This is a genomic window from Sphingomonas hankyongi, from assembly GCF_023516575.1.
Classification (GTDB): Bacteria; Pseudomonadota; Alphaproteobacteria; order Sphingomonadales; family Sphingomonadaceae; genus Sphingomicrobium; species Sphingomicrobium hankyongi.
The window spans coordinates 179,240-195,079 of the sequence record NZ_JAMGBE010000001.1 but is presented as its reverse complement, the minus strand read 5'-3'; the positions used below and the strand labels follow the sequence as shown (position 1 = coordinate 195,079).

Genomic DNA, 15,840 nt, shown 5'->3' with positions numbered 1-15,840 from the left:
GGGCGACGCACAGGGGAGATTCATGGCAGAGGACGAGTCCGAAGAGGTTCCGAAGCTTCCACCAGATGCACGGCTCGAATCGCTCGATCAGCGGCTCGAGCGTTTGCAGCAGGTAGAGGCGAAGCGAACCGGAGTGACGCGGCCAGATCCGGGAACCCGGATCGCGCAGCAGGCCTTCGGTCACCTGATCGGCGCTCCCGTCGGCGGCGCCGTGATCGGATGGGGTTTGGACAGTCTCGTCGGTTTGACGGGTCATCGGACGTTCCCCCTGCTGACGCTGCTGATGCTGTTCTTCGGATTCGGCGTTGGCGTGCGGAACATCATGCGGATCACCAAGACCCGGACGCCTCCGGGCACTGAGTAGAAGGTAGCGAAAGCGTGGCGGCCGAAGGCAAGATCGATCCGATGCACCAGTTCACGGTGGAGCCGCTGGCTCCGCTGAAGATCGGCGGCGTGGATGTCAGCTTCACGACGAGCTCGCTGTGGATGCTCGTCGCTCTCGCGCTGATCTTCGGATTCATGGCGCTGGGCATGAAGCGCCAGCTCGTGCCCGGCCGCTGGCAGATGGCCGTGGAGGGCCTCACGGGATTCATCGACGATATGGTGCGCGTGAACATCGGGCCTCAGGGCAAGAAGTTCGTTCCCTACATCTTCTCGCTGTTCACCTTCATTCTGGTCGCGAACCTGCTGGGCCTCATGCCACTCGCGATCATCCCTGGCCTCCATGCTTTCACCACGACCAGCCATTTCTCGATTACCGGGGTTCTGGCGGTGCTCAGCTTCTCGATCGTCCTGATCGTCGGCTTCTGGCGGCATGGCCTGCACTTCTTCTCGTTGTTCGTGCCGCACGGCACGCCGAAGGTGATGATCCCGCTCATCGCATCGATCGAGTTCATCTCGTTCATGGTGCGGCCTTTCAGCCTCGGCCTCCGGCTGTTCGTGGCGATGATCGCCGGCCATATCCTGATGGAGGTCTTCGGAAGCTTCATCGTTAGCGGCCTCAACGGCGGCGCACTCGGCTGGGGAGTAGGCGCTCTCAGCTTCCTGTTCATTGTCGGTGTCGTGGCGCTCGAACTGCTGGTTTGCGCCATCCAGGCCTACGTGTTTGCCCTATTGACGACGCTATACCTCAACGACGCAATCAATCTTCACTAGAGTTCAAAACCAAGGAGTTTTCACATGGATTTCGCTTCCGCACAGGTCATCGGTGCCGGTCTCGCGGCAATCGGCGTTGGCGCCGCGGCCGTCGGCGTTGGCAACGTGTTCGGCTCGTTCCTCGAGAGCGCGCTGCGCAATCCCGCGGCTGCAGACAGCCAGCAGGGCCGTCTGTTCATCGGCTTCGCGGCCGCCGAGCTTCTCGGACTGATCGCGTTCGCCGTTGCGATGATCATTCTCTACGCGCGTTAATCGCTAACGGCGCACGCCGGGGACCCTAATGCCTCAGATCGAGCAACTTCCGTTCATCTTCAGCTCGCAGCTGTTCTGGCTGGCGATCGTGTTCGGCATCATCTTCTTCGGCATTGGCCGAGGCATGCTGCCGAAGATCCAGTCGACGGTGGAGGCCCGCGAACAGAAGATCGCTGAGGATCTCGAGCGGGCCAAGTCGGCCCGTGCGGAGGCCGAGGAGACCGAGGCAGCCTGGCGCGCCCGCATGGATGCGGCGCGAGCCGAGGCCGCCAAGCTGGCGCAGGACGCGCGGCAGGAAAGCTCCCGCGACACGGAAGCGCAGGTCCGGGGCGCCGCCGACAAGATCAGTCTGAGGGTTGAAGCCGCCGCCAAGCAGATTCGCGAAGCGGTCACCTCAGCGCGGAAAGAGATCGAGACGGTTGCGGCGGACGCGACGCAGGACATGGTCGCCCGGCTCACCGGCATTACGGTCAACGAGAAAGAGGCCGCCGCCGCGGTCAAGGCAGAGTTGAATGTCTGAATCCCAGCAGCCGCAGGATCCGGGTCAGCCGGCCGAGCATCCCGGAGCCGTCGCGAGCGTGCAGCACGACGCCGGTGGCGCTCATGCCGAGCCGACCGCCTTCGGTCTGACCGCGCCGGCGTTCATCGCACTGGCGATCCTCGCCGTGTTCGCGATCCTGATCTGGAAGAAGGTGCCCGGCGCGGTTGCACGGGCGCTGGACAGCAAGATTGCACTCATCCGTGACCAGCTCGCGGAGGCTGAGACGCTCCGCAAGGAAGCGGAAGCGTTGAAGGCCGAGTATGAGGCAAAATCTGCTTCGAGCGACAAGGATCGGGAAGCGCTTCTCGAGCGCGCCCGGCATGAAGCGGATGAGATCGTCGCAAAGGCCAAGGTGGACGCCGAAGCCCTGATTGAGCGGCGCACGCGCATGGCCGAGGACAAGATCGCCGCCGAGGAGCGGCAGGCGATCGAAGAGCTTCGTGCCGCCGCGGCCACTGCGGCCACCCGCGCAGCCGCCCGGCTGATCGCCGAGCGCCACGACGCCAAGACGGACGAAAAGCTAGTCGATCAGGCGATCAAGGAAATCGCGTCGCGCTAAGCCTTATTGCCGGTGCTCGCCGCCCGGCTGCACCACGCCTTCCAATGCCTGCTGCGCGCTGTCATCGCTCGTTTCCCGAGCGAGATCGCCAAGGCTCACGATGCCGCACAGCCGGTCCTGTTCGTCAATGACGGGCAGGCGGCGCACTTGGGCCTGGCTCATCTTTGTCGCCACTTCCTCGATGTCCTGATCGATCCGCGCACAAATGATGTCGTTCGTCATCAGCTCGCGAACAGGGGTATCGGGGCCATGGCCCTTGGCAATTCCGCGGACGGCTATGTCGCGGTCGGTGATCATCCCGACTAACCGCTCGCCATCGGTTACGGGGATAGAGCCCGCATCCGCAGTCAGCATGAACGATGCGGCCTCCTGCACGGGCTGGTCCGGCTGGATCGTCTGCACCTCGCGAGTCATCACTTCGCTGATCTTCATGGTTGAGCTCCCTCTAGAATGTCGACCGCGAAAACGAACGGCTCAGGCTGCGGGTTGCGGCGCCTAGGGCGTGTTCTCGGTCAGGAGGTCGTAGGTCGCGACGAGTTCGTCATGCTGATTGAAGATCTCGACCGCCCAACGGACGACACCTGTATCCTCGCTCTTCAGCGATTTGGACCTGACGGTCAGCTCCACGCGCATCGAATCTCCGGGATAGAGCGGCGTCAGGAACCGCAGATTCTCAAGGCCGTTATTCGCAAGAACTGGACCCGGATCGGGGTCGACGAACAGGCCCGCGGCGAAGCTCAGGATCAGGTACCCGTGGGCGACGCGACCTTCGAAGATCGGCGAAGCCTTGGCCGCTTCCTCATCCATGTGCGCATAGAATTTGTCACCGGTGAACTCGGCGAAATGCTCGATGTCCTCAAGCGTGACGGTCCGGCTGCCGGTCCTAAGCGTGTCGCCGATCGCGAGCTCGCTCATCTTGCGCCGGAACGGGTGGCCCTTGATCACATGCTTCGGTCCGCCGGGAATATATTGCTCGGTGATGGCCGCGATCATCGTCGGCGATGACTGGATCGCCGTGCGCTGCATGTAATGCTTCACGCCGCGAACGCCGCCCATCTCCTCGCTTCCGCCGGCACGCCCCGGGCCGCCATGCACGAGGACTGGAAGAGGCGAGCCATGACCGGTGGATTCGGCGGCATTCGTTCGGTCGATGACAAGCATGCGGCCGTGATAGGCGGCTGCACCCTGAACGAACTCGCGCGCTGCTTCAGACGAATGTGTAAAGAGCGAAAGCGCCAGGCTTCCCTTGCCGCGGTTCGCGAGGGCGATAGCGTCCGCAATGTCCCTGTAGGGCATGATTGTGGAGACCGGCCCGAAAGGCTCGCAATCGTGCACTGCATCGGTCCCCCATGGATCGTCGGTGCGAAGGAGGACGGGCGGGAGGAAAGCGCCGCCTGGAATGGGCGGATCGGCGGTGGGATCGCCGGCGACGATTCGCGCTCCCGCGGCTTCCAGTTCCGCGATCTTCTGTCGAACATCGTCGCGCTGGCTGAGGCTGACCAGCGCGCCCATGCGCGTATCTTCGGCCCTCGGATCGCCGACCTTCGTCTTGGCGAGCCGCTCGCCGAGAGCCCGCTCAACCGCATCTAGGCACTGGGCGGGAGCCATCGCCCGGCGGATGGCCGTGCATTTCTGACCGGCCTTCACCGTCATCTCGGTCGCGACTTCCTTGATGAACAGGTCGAACTCAGGCGTACCCGGCACGGCGTCCGGCCCAAGCAGCGAGGCGTTGAGGCTGTCCTGCTCGGCAACGAATTTCACGGATTCGCGCATCACTATGGGGTGTGTGCGTAGCTTTAGTGCTGTGTGCGCCGAGCCAGTGAAGCTGACTACGTCCTGTCCGGTCAGGTGGTCGAACAGGTCGCCCACGCCGCCTACGATCAGCTGGATCGCGCCGGGCGGAAGGATGTTCGCCTCGATCATGATCTTGAACGCGGCTTCCGCCAGATAGGCGGTTGCTGACGCAGGCTTCACGATCGCCGGAACGCCCGCGAGCAATGTGGGCGCGAGCTTCTCGAGCATCCCCCACACGGGAAAATTGAAGGCATTGATATGGACAGCCGCGCCCTGGAGCGAGGTGTAGATATGCTGGCCGACGAAAGTGCCGTTCTTCGAAAGCCCTTCAAGCTGGCCGTCCAGCAGCACATGCGCGTCCGGCAACTCGCGCCGTCCCTTCGACGAAAAGGAAAATAGCGTGCCTGCTCCGCCCTCGATGTCGATCCAGCCATCCTTGCGCGTCGCGCCGGTCAGATAGTTGAGCTCGTACAGCTCTTCCTTTCGGGCCATGATCGCCAGGCCGAGCGCTTTGATCATCCGGGCCCGCTCGTGGAAGGTGAGCTTGCGCAGCGCCTGTCCACCGACATCGCGCGCGTGGCGCAGCATGCCGCCGAAATCGAGGCCGCCCGAACCCGTGATCGCCACTGGAGCGCCATCGATCGCGCTGGGGATTTCGACCGCGCCGTCACCGGCGATCCACCGGTCGCGCTCATAATTTAGCAGCTTGAGAGTCTTCATCACGCCCCCTTAGAAGAAGTTGGCGCCAAGCAGGAGGGGCAGATGATCGATCCGGTACGGCCAATCGCGATCCAGGACGTGGAAGAGGCCCGGGGGCGCATCGCCGGCACCGTGCTGAGGACACCGCTGGTCCGGCTGGAGCTCGGCGCCGGTGCGCCGGAGATCTGGCTCAAGCTCGAGAATCTCCAGCCGACCAACGCCTACAAGATCCGGGGCGCGACCAATGCGGTCGCCAGCCTGACGGATGAGGAGCGCGGCAGGGGCGTTTGGACCATCAGCGCAGGCAATGCCGGGCAAGGCGTAGCCTATGCGGCCAGGAAAGCCGGCGTTCCGAGCAGCGTGGTCGCGATCGAGACCGCGCCTCAGACGAAGCTCGAACGAATGCGCGCGCTCGGGGCAACCATCGTTCCAGTGTCCTATGAGCAGGCATGGCAATCGGCGGAAGCACATGCTCACCCCGGCTTGGACAGCACCTTCATCCACCCGTTCGACAATCACGACTTCATCGCCGGGCATGGCACGATGGGGCTGGAGATATTGGAAGACTTGCCCGAAGTGCACACCGTCATCGCGGCAATCGGCGGCGGCGGCCTGATCAGCGGTGTCGGAAGCGCGATCAAGGCGATGCGGCCTGACGTCCGGGTGCTCGGCGCGGAGCCTGAAACGGCAGCGCCCTACGCTCTGTCGCTGCGCGAGGGCGGGCCCCGCAAATTTTCCGATTGGGAAGCGTCCTTCGTCGACGGAGCCGGCGGCAAGAGCGTCACGGAGCGGATGTGGCAACGCATGCGCCCAGTGGTCGACGGGTCAATCACGGTCACGCTCGATCAGACGCGCGACGCGATGCGTTTGATCGCCGAGAAGACCCGGACGATCGCCGAAGGTGCAGGAGCACTGGCTTTGGCGGCGGCGTTGACGGGGGAAGCTGGAGACGGGCCAATTGTATGCATCGTCTCCGGCGGCAACATCGACCTCAAGAAATTCTGCGAGCTGGTGAGCGCCTAGCAAGCGCCGATTAGATCTTCTGCGGTTCGCCGAAGCTGTCCCAGACGCTCCGCGAACGCAGGCGGGACGCGTCCTTCGCTGATTGCCGCTTCGAACTGCTCAACCAAAGCAACCACCTTATCGCCTAGCGCCGCGGCCTCGGCGGCGGGAGCATCTTGATGGCAATGCCCCAGCGTCTGTTCGTCCAGGGAAGTGCTCATGGGAGGGGCTCGCGCGGTCTGACGAGATTGATGCGCATGATGATGTCGACCAGCCTTCGGCTGAATTCAGCGGCTTTTCTTAGATTGCGCGCATCGCTCTCGGAGTCGGAACGATCCGCATATCGTTCGAGGTCGGCTGCCTTCGACTGAAGTTTTTTACTGAGCGCCAATAGCCGAGCAGCCGGGTCACGGAATTCTTGATTGTCGGAAACCAGCCTCAGAGCCGGTGGATCGCGCCGTCTGGCGGCGGGCTCGAAATCGTGATGCTCGCGAAACCACATGATCGCGTCGGCGACGTGCTCGGTAATCATGTCGATAGCCTGAATCTCATCCCGCGTTGGCTTCCCAACGGTTCGATGGAGAATCGCAAACGTGCCTATGATGGCGTCGCTCGAGTTACGGATCGGTGTCGACCAGCACGACCGGAATCCATGCTGGAGGGCAAGCTCGCGATAGTCCCCCCATATCGGGTCGTTCGCGATGTCGATCGAATATACTGGCTGGCCCAAATAGGCGGCCGCCCCGCAAGACCCGGCGTAGGGGCCAATTTCAATGCTTTCGGAAGCACGGCAATATGACGCCGGAACGGTGGGTGCCGCGCCATAGGATAGGCGCTTGCCGTCGGGGCTCAGCAGCAGAATGCACGTGAAGACGTCATCTCCGCCCATTTGCTCGACGGTCATCAAATGCCTGTTAAGCACCTCCTCCAGGCTGTCTCCGCGCATGAACTCCGCGGCAAGCTCACTCCCGCGGTCATCCAGCGATTTTCGAAGCGCAGCGGCAAAGGGCATCGGCCTCTCCTGACCACTCAGCAAAGCACAGCGAAGGCGCGGCAGCGCGCGCTCTCATTTGCCCACCGATATTCGACTGGGGGCCCGATCCAAATCCGGTTTGACCCTAATGCGCGCCTCGGCGCATTCGCGACTTTTCAAAGCATCCGGATGTCGAACCGCCGAGTTGTCGGGTGGCTGCTCGCGAGCCCTCCATCGACGACCAGCCCCTGGCCGTTGATATAGCTGGCTTCGTCGGAGGCTAGGAACAGCGCCGCGCGGGCGATTTCGATCGGTTCGCCGCCACGCTGCAACGGCGTGAGTTCTCCGATGCGATGCTCTTGGCCGCGGTCGCGCGCCATGTCGTAGATTGGCTTCGTCATTCCGGTCTCGATCAAGCCCGGGCAGATGGCGTTCACGCGAATGTTTGTGCCGGAGAGCTGTTGCGCCGCGGTCTGGACGAGATTGATGACGCCGGCCTTGGACGCCGAGTAAGCCGCGCCGCCGGCACCCGAGCGCAGGCCTGCAACGCTTGCCGTGCAGATAATCGAGCCTCCGCCGCGATCCTTCATGACCGGCGCCGCATATTTTATCGCGAGAAAAGGGCCGATGAGGTTGATGCGAAGAATCTCGGCCCAGTCTTCGGCGGTCTGCTCGGAGATTGAAGCGAAGCCTCCCGAAATTCCTGCATTGGCGAAGAAAATGTCGAGCCCGCCATGATCCCTGCTTACGCGATCGATAAGCCCTCGAACCTGCTCCTCGCTGCCGGCGTCGCAGGCCATATCGGCGCCTTCCGTAACGTCCGCTCCGACGACCGTCGCGCCTTCGCTAAGAAACAATTCGACCGCCGCCTTGCCGATGCCCGAGGCGGCGCCCGTCACAATCGCAATCCTGCCTTGGAGCCTGCCCATTTTGCTGCTCATAGCCATGCCCAGGAACAACTGGTAGGCGGCAGGCATGGATTTCAGCCTTGGATCGGCCGAGACCGAGTGGCGCGACCGGGTTCGCGCCTTCATGGACGAGCATGTCCGCCCGCGTGCTGGCGACTATCAGGCGCAGCAGCGCGATGGGGATCGCTGGAAGGTTCTCCCGGTCGTCAAGCAGCTGAAGGAAAAGGCGCGGGGCGAGGGCCTGTGGAACCTGTTCATGCCTCCATCTCACGGGGGCAATCCCGTCGACGACAGCTTCCACTTCGAAGGACCGGGCCTCAGCAATCTCCAATATGCGTTTTGCGCCGAAGAGATGGGGCGCATTCTCTGGGCCTCGGAGGTGTTCAATTGCTCCGCGCCTGACACCGGCAACATGGAAGTCCTGCACCGTTACGGCTCGCGCGAGCAAAAGGACGAATGGCTGAAGCCGCTGATGGACGGCGAGATCCGCTCTGCCTTCCTGATGACCGAGCCCGATGTGGCCTCATCGGACGCGACGAACATCAAATGCCGCATCGAGATGCGCGGTAACGAATATGTGATCAACGGGCGGAAGTGGTGGTCGAGCGGCGCGGGCGATCCGCGCTGCAAGGTTGCGATTTTGATGGGCAAGACCGACCCCAACGCCGATACCCACAAGCAGCAGTCGATGATCCTCATGCCGCTCGATGCGGCCGGCGTTACCGTGAAACGGCACCTCCCGGTGTTCGGCTACGACGACGCGCCGCACGGGCATATGGAGATCGAGCTCAACGATGTGCGGCTCCCTCCGTCCAACATGCTGCTGGGCGAGGGCAGGGGCTTCGAGATCGCGCAGGGGCGCCTCGGGCCCGGACGCATCCACCATTGCATGCGGACGATCGGCGCCGCCGAAGAAGCGCTCGCCGCGATGGTCAAAAGGCTGATGTCCCGCACGGCCTTCGGCAAGACGATCGCCGAGCAGGGCGTGTGGGAAGAGCGCATCGCCAATGCGCGCATCGACATCGAGATGACCCGGCTCCTGTGCCTGAAGGCCGCGGACATGATGGATCGCGCCGGAAACAAGGCGGCGCAGGGCGAGATCGCGATGATCAAGGTTGCCGCGCCGATCATGGCGCTCAGGGTCATCGACGACGCCATCCAGGCTTTCGGCGCCGCGGGTGTGTCCGAGGACACGGGGCTCGCAAGCGCTTATGCGTCGATTCGGACTCTGCGTCTCGCCGACGGGCCGGACGAGGTGCACCGGCGATCGATCGCGCGGCTCGAGTTTAAGAAGCATCGGTGAGCGAACGGCAGATTGACGAGGAAGCGCTTGGGCGCTGGCTGGAAGCGAATGTCGAAGGCTTCAGCGGGCCCTTCCAACTCACCAAATATCCGTCCGGCCAATCGAACCCGACCTATCGCATCCGCTCGGCATCGGGAGATTACGTGCTTCGCCGCAAGCCGTTCGGCGAATTGCTCGCATCGGCGCATGCGGTCGACCGTGAATTTCGCTTGCTGTCGGCGCTTCATCCGCTCGATTACCCGATTCCGCAGCCGTTGGCGCTTTGCGAGGATCCGGAAGTCATTGGCGCGATCTTCTACGTCATGGAGATGGCCCACGGTCGCCCCTATGCCGACGGCGCGCTGCCGGAGTTCGACGCTGCGACGCGGCGCCGCATGTACGAGCAATTGGTCGACACGCTCGCCGACCTCCACACCATCGATCCCGAAGCTGCCGGCCTTGGCGATTTCGGCAGGCCAGGCAATTATTTCGAGCGCCAGGTCATGCGCTGGACGCGGCAATATCGCGACTCGCAGACCGATTATCTGCCGGAGATGGAACGGCTGATCGCATTCCTGCCCGAGACCCTGCCGCAGCAAGCACGAACCTCCATCGTTCACGGCGATTACCGCATCGACAATGTCGTGTTCGACGGAGACGGGACGTTGACGGCCGTGCTGGACTGGGAGCTGGCGACGCTCGGCGATCCGCTGGCCGACTTCTCCTATCTTGCCATGCAATGGATGATGCCCGCCGATGGCGGAGCCGGACTTGCGGGTCTCGACCTGTTGGCGCTCGGAATCCCGACCCTTGAAGAGATCGTTGGCCGTTACACGGAACGCGCCAGAGTGCCCGTCGCGCAAGAGCTCGACTGGTATTTCGCCTACAATCTGTTCCGGCTCGCCGGCATCGTCCAGGGCATCAAGAAGCGGGTACTGGACGGCACGGCGTCACATGCGCGGGCCGCGGAGATGGCCAAGCGTGTTCCCACGCTCGCACAAGCTGCCTGGAGCTTTGCGGTGAAAGCGGGGGCCTAGCGCCCCGTGAATTTGGCCGGCCGTTTCTCGAGGAACGCCGCGACGCCTTCGCGATAATCCTCGGTGAAGCCCAGCCGCCGCATTTCGTCGCGCTGGAGGTCGAGCTCCTCATCCAAGGTGCGCGATCCGCTCGTCCGAATGATCGATTTGATCGCTGCAAGCCCGAGAGGCGGAAGCGCTGCCAGCTTGTTGGCGATGGAGTCCACTTCCTGATCCAGCCATTCGCCGTCGACCGCCTTCCAGATCAAGCCCCATTCGGCGGCTTGCTCGCCGGTGATGGGCTCGCCGGTCAGCGCTAGCCCGAGAGCGCGAGCTTGGCCCACAAGTCGAGGAAGGTGCCAGCTACCGCCACTATCGGGAATGAGTCCCAGCGCAGAGAAGCTTTGAATGAACTTGGCGTCCTTCACTGCGACGACGATGTCGCAGGCGAGCGCGATATTCGCTCCGGCTCCGGCGGCGACGCCGTTCACGCGTGCAATGACCGGCTGCGGAAGCGATGTCAGCGTTCGGATCAAAGGGTTCCAGTAATTCTCGACCGTCTGGCCGAGGTCTACCGCTTCTCCCGGAGCAACGGCGCGGTCGTTGAGGTCCTGCCCCGCGCAGAAGCCGCGTCCCGCGCCGGTGAGGACGATCACGCGCGCATCGCCAAGCTTCGACAAAGCGTCGCGAAGCTCCTGATGCATCTGCGCGGTGAAACTGTTGAGCCGATCGGGCCGGTTGAGCGTGATTCGGGCGAGGGGCCCATCCGCCTTGAAGTCGATGGTCTCGTAAGCCATGCCATTCGCCTAGCGAAGGAGGAGGCGTGGACGCAAACTTGCTCGCAGACCGGGTCGCGCGTGCAATGCTCGCGGGCGAAGGGACCGGTCCCGCGTGGGGCATTCAAATCGAAGAAGCGCGCGAGGATTATGCGCGTGTTTCCATGGTCGTGCGTGCGGACATGCTCAATAGCCACGGCATCGCGCACGGCGGCATGATCTTCGCCCTCGCCGACACCGCTTTTGCTTATGCCTGCAATGGCGCCAATCATGCGAGCGTGGCGGCGCAGGCGTCGATCGTATTCCTCGACAAGGTGCGCGAGGGTGAAACGCTGATCGCGGAAGCCGCCGAGGTCGCGCGGGAAGGACGGGCTGGCGTCACGCGCGTTGCGGTGCACACGGCGAATGGCCGCACCGTGGCGGAATTCACAGGCTATTCGCGAACGCTTGGCGGAGCGGTTGTCGAGATTTGAACGTTCATGTTGCAGAGGCTACATCGCGCCCATGTATACGACAGAGCTTCAGAAGACGGCGAAGATAGAAAATCTCGAGGACCCGAAGCTCCTCGAGGCATTCGAAGCGCGGGTAACGGCCGACGAGTTCATCGAGCCGAAGGACTGGATGCCCGAGGCTTATCGAAGGACGCTGACGCGGCAGATCAGCCAGCACGCGCATTCAGAGATTGTCGGCATGCTTCCCGAGGGCAATTGGATCACGCGGGCGCCCTCCCTGCGGCGCAAGGCGATCCTGCTCGCCAAGGTCCAGGACGAGGCCGGACATGGCCTATACCTCTACTGCGCCGCCGAGACGCTGGGGACGAGCCGCGAGGAAATGGTTGAGGCCCTTCACTCGGGGAAGGCCAAATATTCGACGATCTTCAATTATCCGACGCTCACCTGGGCGGACATCGGCGCGATCGGCTGGCTGGTCGACGGTGCCGCGATCATGAACCAGGTCCCGCTGCAGCGAACGTCATACGGACCCTATGCCCGTGCTATGGTTCGGATCTGCAAGGAAGAAAGCTTTCACCAGCGCCAGGGCTACGAGATCATGATCGCGATGGCGAACGGGTCGTCGGACCAGAAAAGGATGGCCCAGGACGCCCTAAACCGGTGGTGGTGGCCGTCGCTGATGATGTTCGGGCCGCCCGACGCAGACAGCCCCAATACGGCGCAGTCGATGCGCTGGCGCATCAAGCGCGAGACCAATGACGAGCTTCGCCAGAAGTTCGTCGACATCACCGTCCCCCAGGCGGAATTCCTTGGCCTCACCGTTCCCGACCCGGACCTCAAATGGAATGAGGAGAAGGGCGGCTATGATTTCGGCGAGATCGATTGGGATGAATTCTATGCCGTCGTGAAGGGCGAGGGCCCTGTCGCGAAGGAGCGCATGACGGCGCGTCGCGAGGCTTGGGAGAAGGGCGCTTGGGTCCGCGAGGCGGCTGCTGCGCATGAAGAGAAGCGCCGCGCAAGGAAGGCGGCGTGAGCAGTGACTGGCCGCTTTGGGAGGTCTTCGTCCGCTCCAAGGGTGGCCTTTCGCATCGTCATGTTGGCAGCGTTCATGCTCCTGACGCGGAGCTCGCGCTCGCCCATGCGCGCGACACCTACACGCGGCGGATGGAAGGGGTGAGCCTGTGGGTCGTCCGCTCGGTGGACATCGTCGCGAGCGACCCCGAGCAGGCGGGTGAGCTGTTCGAGCCCGCCGAGAACAAGATCTACCGCCACCCCACATTCTACGACATCCCGGACGAGGTGAAGCACATATGATCCGAACTGTGCTCCTGCGAAGGCAGGAGCCCAGAATCTCTTGGGGGGCTGGACCCCTGCCTGCGCAGGGGTGCACTTGATGGCGACCGTCGCTGTTGATCCGCGCACAGAGTATCTGCTGCGCCTAGGCGACGATGCGCTCGTGCTCGGCCAGCGCCTCAGCGAGTGGTGCGGCCATGGACCGGTCCTCGAAGTCGACATCAGCCTTGCCAATCTCGCCTTGGACCTGGTGGGCCAGGCCACCTTGCTCCTCGGCGAAGCGGGCGATGGCGACCGCCTGGCGTTCCACCGTGACGTGCTCGACTTCCGCAACTGCTTGCTTGTCGAGCAGCCGAATGGGGACTTTGCCCAGACCATCGCGCGCCACTTGCTCTACACGACTTGGCAACATCTGATGCTGCAGCGGCTGACCGCATCGAAGGACACCTTCCTCGCGGAATTCGCGCACAAGGCCGTGAAGGAAGTCGCCTATCATCGGGAGCTCGCCAGCGACTGGACCGTGCGTCTCGGCGACGGGAGCGAAGAGAGCGCCAATCGCATGGCGGACGGGCTTGCGTGGTGCTGGCGTTTCACCCCTGAGTTGTTCGAAGTCGACGAAATTCTTGAGGAAATGATCGATCGCGGCGTTGCCCCCGATCCGCGGAGCTTGGAGCAGGAGTATCGATTGGCGCTCGCTTCAATTCTGGCAGAAGCCAATCTCGAAGCGCCTCCCGAGCAGCGGCCGATCGTCGGAGGACGACGCGGCCATCACAGCGAGCATCTCGGGCATCTCCTCGCGGCCATGCAGTTCCTACCGCGCACCTATCCCGACGCGACCTGGTAATGGCCGAGCATTTCCACGCCTTGCGCGTCGCCGAGGTCGTCCCCGAGACGGACGAAGCAAACTCGATCCGCTTCGACATCCCGCCCGAGCTGACTGAGGCGTTCCGATTCCGCGCCGGCCAGCATCTTACCCTTCGTGCGAATATCAACGGCGATGAAGTGCGGCGCAATTATTCGCTGTGTACTGCTCCGGACGACGGTGACGTGATGGTCACGGTCAAGCGCATTGCGAACGGCGTTTTCTCCAACTGGATCGGCGACAATCTCAAGGCTGGCGACGTAATCGACGTGATGACGCCGCATGGGAGTTTTACGACGGACTTCGACGCCAATGCGAAGCGTCACTTCGTGGGGTTCGCCGGGGGGTCGGGCATCACGCCGGTGATTTCGCTCATCCGCACTGCGCTGTCCCAGGAGCCCCGGAGCCGCTTCACGCTCTTCTACGGGAACCGCGACAGCAACTCGGTGATCTTCCTCGAAGCGCTTGCCCAACTGAAGGATCGCTATCTCGACCGCTTCGAGCTCTATCATTTCCTCGCTGAGGAGGAGCAGGATATCGAGCTGTTTAACGGCATGCTCGACAAGCCGACCTGCGAGGCGGCCATCGAGGAGCTTATCGGGGATCCCGCAGCCATTGCGGGATGGTTCATCTGCGGGCCCGGGCCGATGATGGACGCTGCCGAAGGCGCACTGCTCGACCGCGGCGTCGACAAGAGCCTTATCCATATCGAACGCTTCACGGCGGACCGACCGTCAGCGGCGATGGCCGCGGAGATGGCGCAACTGCAGAGCCAAGCGGCCGGCGTTACTGTGGCCGTGACGCTCGATGGTCGCACGCGCCGGGTCGCTTTCACCGAGGCCAACATTCTTGACAGTGCGCGTTCCGCGGGCCTCCCCGCGCCCTTTGCCTGCAAGGCCGGCGTGTGCGCCACGTGCAGGGCGAAAGTGACCGGCGGCAAGGTGGAAATGGCCGCTCGCTACGGCCTCACCGATGAGGAAGTCGCCGCTGGCTATGTTCTGACGTGCCAGTCCGTCCCCGTCGGTGACGGGGTTGCAGTGGATTACGACGCCTGAGTTCGCTAATCGCGCTCCGATGCTGGACCGACCCGACGTGAAGGCAAGGGGGCTTGCCGACCTGCCGCCCGTGGAGAGCGATTCGCTCCTGCAGCTTATCGCGCTGTGCAATGCTGACCCTCGCCCGGAAAAGATCGACGTTGGAGTCGGCGTCTTTCGTGACGGAGAGGGGCGCACGCCGATCCTCAAGGTCATGAAAGAGGCGGAGCGCCGCCTGCTGGAGACGCAGGAAAGCAAGTCGTACCTCGGAAGTGCGGGCGACAAGCGCTTTGCCGAGTTGTTGCGGCCGATCTTGCTAGGCGAGCATGCCGACGACGATCGTATCGTTGGTGTGCAGACGCCCGGTGGCTGCGGGGCACTTCGGCTGGGTTTCGAATTGCTGGCGACGGCAAACCCATCCGCACGAGTGCTGATCGGTACGCCGACCTGGCCAAATCATCCGCCGCTGGTTCGCGCGGTTGGCCTCGAGATCGCTGAATATCCTTACTACGAGCGCGGGCAGGGCAGCATCCGTTTCGATGCGATGCTGGACGCGTTATCGAAAGCCGAACGTGGCGACGTCGCCTTGCTTCATGGCTGCTGCCACAATCCCACGGGCGCCGACCTCGATGAGCCTCAGTGGAGGCAGGTGCGCGACGTGGTGGTCGAGCGAGGCCTCATTCCATTCATCGACATCGCTTATCAGGGGTTCGGCCGCGGCCTTGAGGAGGATGCGTTTGGCGTTCGGCTGATGCTCTCGTCCTGCGACGAAGTGATCATCGCTCAGAGCTGCGACAAGAATTTCAGCGTCTATCGCGACCGCGTCGGCTCGCTTTTCCTTAAGACCGGGTCTCCCGAGGCATCGGCGCGAGCGATGGCGCATGTTTTCCAGCGCGCGCGGGAGATGTGGTCGATGCCTCCCGATCACGGCGCTGCCTCGGCGCGCATCATCCTCGACGATCCGCAGCTCCGTTCAGACTGGCTCGTCGAGCTCGCCGGAATGCGCGACCGCATCAATTCAGTACGCGCGCGGCTCGCTGCCGCGGACCCCCGCCTCGCCTTTATCGGGCGGCAGTTCGGGATGTTCTCGATGCTGCCGCTGTCGAAGGAGCAAGTGCTCAAGCTCCGGGAGGATCACGCGATCTACATGGCGGATTCGGGACGTTTCAATGTCGTCGGCATGAGCGATGCGCAGATCGATCGATTTATCGCCGCCGTGGCCGAGGCTCTGGACGCCTGACC

Annotated in this window: 20 protein-coding genes; 14 read left to right on the top strand and 6 right to left on the bottom strand. The window is 63.3% G+C overall.

Features of this window, described 5'->3' with window-relative positions; all coding sequences use genetic code 11:
* The first annotated feature begins 22 nt into the window (after window positions 1-22).
* Genes LZ538_RS01030 through LZ538_RS01010 form a run of 5 tightly spaced genes read left to right on the top strand, consistent with a single transcriptional unit; the run spans window position 23 to window position 2,507 of the window.
* Entirely contained in the window at window positions 23-364 is a 342-nt protein-coding gene (locus LZ538_RS01030) for an AtpZ/AtpI family protein (protein WP_249830145.1), read from the top strand.
* Window positions 365-378: 14 nt separating this feature from the next.
* Window positions 379-1,155: a F0F1 ATP synthase subunit A gene (locus LZ538_RS01025; RefSeq protein ID WP_249830144.1), complete on the top strand. Its 777-nt coding sequence runs from the start codon at window positions 379-381 to the stop codon at window positions 1,153-1,155.
* Between the two features lie 24 nt (window positions 1,156-1,179).
* Window positions 1,180-1,407, top strand: coding sequence for a F0F1 ATP synthase subunit C (locus tag LZ538_RS01020; RefSeq protein WP_249830143.1), 228 nt, complete (start codon window positions 1,180-1,182; stop codon window positions 1,405-1,407).
* A gap of 28 nt (window positions 1,408-1,435) precedes the next feature.
* A complete protein-coding gene (locus LZ538_RS01015; RefSeq protein WP_249830142.1) occupies window positions 1,436-1,927 on the top strand; it encodes a F0F1 ATP synthase subunit B family protein in 492 nt (163 codons plus the stop codon).
* Window positions 1,920-2,507: a F0F1 ATP synthase subunit B family protein gene (locus LZ538_RS01010; protein WP_249830141.1), complete on the top strand. Its 588-nt coding sequence runs from the start codon at window positions 1,920-1,922 to the stop codon at window positions 2,505-2,507. Before LZ538_RS01015 ends, LZ538_RS01010 begins: the two co-directional genes overlap by 8 nt.
* A 3-nt stretch (window positions 2,508-2,510) precedes the next feature.
* On the opposite strand, the gene LZ538_RS01005 is transcribed toward LZ538_RS01010, so the two are convergent.
* Both LZ538_RS01005 and paaZ read right to left on the bottom strand, forming a co-directional pair.
* Window positions 2,511-2,939 carry a CBS domain-containing protein gene (locus LZ538_RS01005; RefSeq protein ID WP_249830140.1) on the bottom strand — a complete coding sequence of 143 codons (429 nt, stop codon included), beginning with the start codon at window positions 2,937-2,939 and terminating at the stop codon, window positions 2,511-2,513.
* Between the two features lie 63 nt (window positions 2,940-3,002).
* The gene (gene paaZ / locus LZ538_RS01000; protein WP_249830139.1) at window positions 3,003-5,021 is read right to left on the bottom strand and encodes a phenylacetic acid degradation bifunctional protein PaaZ; all 2,019 of its coding nucleotides are present in this window, start codon (window positions 5,019-5,021) and stop codon (window positions 3,003-3,005) included.
* A 42-nt stretch (window positions 5,022-5,063) separates the two neighbouring features.
* Here paaZ and LZ538_RS00995 point away from each other — a divergent pair, with 42 nt between their 5' ends.
* Window positions 5,064-6,023 carry a threonine ammonia-lyase gene (locus LZ538_RS00995; protein ID WP_249830138.1) on the top strand — a complete coding sequence of 320 codons (960 nt, stop codon included), beginning with the start codon at window positions 5,064-5,066 and terminating at the stop codon, window positions 6,021-6,023.
* Here LZ538_RS00995 and LZ538_RS00990 read toward each other — a convergent pair.
* From LZ538_RS00990 to LZ538_RS00980, 3 genes are all read right to left on the bottom strand, one after another.
* Window positions 6,020-6,223, bottom strand: coding sequence for a hypothetical protein (locus LZ538_RS00990; RefSeq protein ID WP_249830137.1), 204 nt, complete (start codon window positions 6,221-6,223; stop codon window positions 6,020-6,022). The two genes, LZ538_RS00995 and LZ538_RS00990, sit on opposite strands and share 4 nt — an antisense overlap.
* Window positions 6,220-7,014 carry a GAF domain-containing protein gene (locus LZ538_RS00985; RefSeq protein WP_249830136.1) on the bottom strand — a complete coding sequence of 265 codons (795 nt, stop codon included), beginning with the start codon at window positions 7,012-7,014 and terminating at the stop codon, window positions 6,220-6,222. The genes LZ538_RS00990 and LZ538_RS00985 overlap by 4 nt, the downstream gene beginning before the upstream one ends.
* A 137-nt stretch (window positions 7,015-7,151) precedes the next feature.
* Window positions 7,152-7,904 (bottom strand): SDR family NAD(P)-dependent oxidoreductase, encoded by a 753-nt coding sequence (locus LZ538_RS00980; protein WP_249830810.1) that lies wholly within the window; start codon window positions 7,902-7,904, stop codon window positions 7,152-7,154.
* 46 nt (window positions 7,905-7,950) lie between these two features.
* Here LZ538_RS00980 and LZ538_RS00975 point away from each other — a divergent pair, with 46 nt between their 5' ends.
* Together LZ538_RS00975 and LZ538_RS00970 are read left to right on the top strand one after the other, a co-directional pair.
* Window positions 7,951-9,186: an acyl-CoA dehydrogenase family protein gene (locus LZ538_RS00975; protein ID WP_249830135.1), complete on the top strand. Its 1,236-nt coding sequence runs from the start codon at window positions 7,951-7,953 to the stop codon at window positions 9,184-9,186.
* Window positions 9,183-10,202, top strand: coding sequence for a phosphotransferase family protein (locus tag LZ538_RS00970; RefSeq protein WP_249830134.1), 1,020 nt, complete (start codon window positions 9,183-9,185; stop codon window positions 10,200-10,202). Before LZ538_RS00975 ends, LZ538_RS00970 begins: the two co-directional genes overlap by 4 nt.
* On the opposite strand, the gene paaG is transcribed toward LZ538_RS00970, so the two are convergent.
* Window positions 10,199-10,978 (bottom strand): 2-(1,2-epoxy-1,2-dihydrophenyl)acetyl-CoA isomerase PaaG, encoded by a 780-nt coding sequence (gene paaG / locus LZ538_RS00965; RefSeq protein WP_249830133.1) that lies wholly within the window; start codon window positions 10,976-10,978, stop codon window positions 10,199-10,201. The genes LZ538_RS00970 and paaG overlap by 4 nt on opposite strands.
* Before the next feature lie 26 nt (window positions 10,979-11,004).
* Between paaG and paaI the strand changes: the two genes are divergently transcribed.
* The 6 genes from paaI (at window position 11,005) to LZ538_RS00935 (ending at window position 15,838) form a co-directional block, all read left to right on the top strand.
* The gene (paaI, locus tag LZ538_RS00960) at window positions 11,005-11,430 is read left to right on the top strand and encodes a hydroxyphenylacetyl-CoA thioesterase PaaI (RefSeq protein WP_249830132.1); all 426 of its coding nucleotides are present in this window, start codon (window positions 11,005-11,007) and stop codon (window positions 11,428-11,430) included.
* A 31-nt stretch (window positions 11,431-11,461) separates the two neighbouring features.
* Window positions 11,462-12,442, top strand: a complete 981-nt coding sequence (paaA, locus tag LZ538_RS00955; protein WP_249830131.1) for a 1,2-phenylacetyl-CoA epoxidase subunit PaaA — start codon at window positions 11,462-11,464, stop codon at window positions 12,440-12,442.
* The gene (paaB, locus tag LZ538_RS00950; protein ID WP_249830130.1) at window positions 12,439-12,723 is read left to right on the top strand and encodes a 1,2-phenylacetyl-CoA epoxidase subunit PaaB; all 285 of its coding nucleotides are present in this window, start codon (window positions 12,439-12,441) and stop codon (window positions 12,721-12,723) included. The genes paaA and paaB overlap by 4 nt, the downstream gene beginning before the upstream one ends.
* A 79-nt stretch (window positions 12,724-12,802) precedes the next feature.
* Window positions 12,803-13,546 carry a 1,2-phenylacetyl-CoA epoxidase subunit PaaC gene (paaC, locus tag LZ538_RS00945; protein ID WP_249830129.1) on the top strand — a complete coding sequence of 248 codons (744 nt, stop codon included), beginning with the start codon at window positions 12,803-12,805 and terminating at the stop codon, window positions 13,544-13,546.
* Complete coding sequence (locus LZ538_RS00940; protein ID WP_249830128.1) at window positions 13,546-14,619, top strand: 2Fe-2S iron-sulfur cluster-binding protein; 1,074 nt, start codon at window positions 13,546-13,548, stop codon at window positions 14,617-14,619. Before paaC ends, LZ538_RS00940 begins: the two co-directional genes overlap by 1 nt.
* Window positions 14,620-14,638: 19 nt before the next feature.
* Window positions 14,639-15,838, top strand: a complete 1,200-nt coding sequence (locus LZ538_RS00935; RefSeq protein ID WP_249830127.1) for an amino acid aminotransferase — start codon at window positions 14,639-14,641, stop codon at window positions 15,836-15,838.
* The last annotated feature ends 2 nt before the right edge of the window (window positions 15,839-15,840 follow it).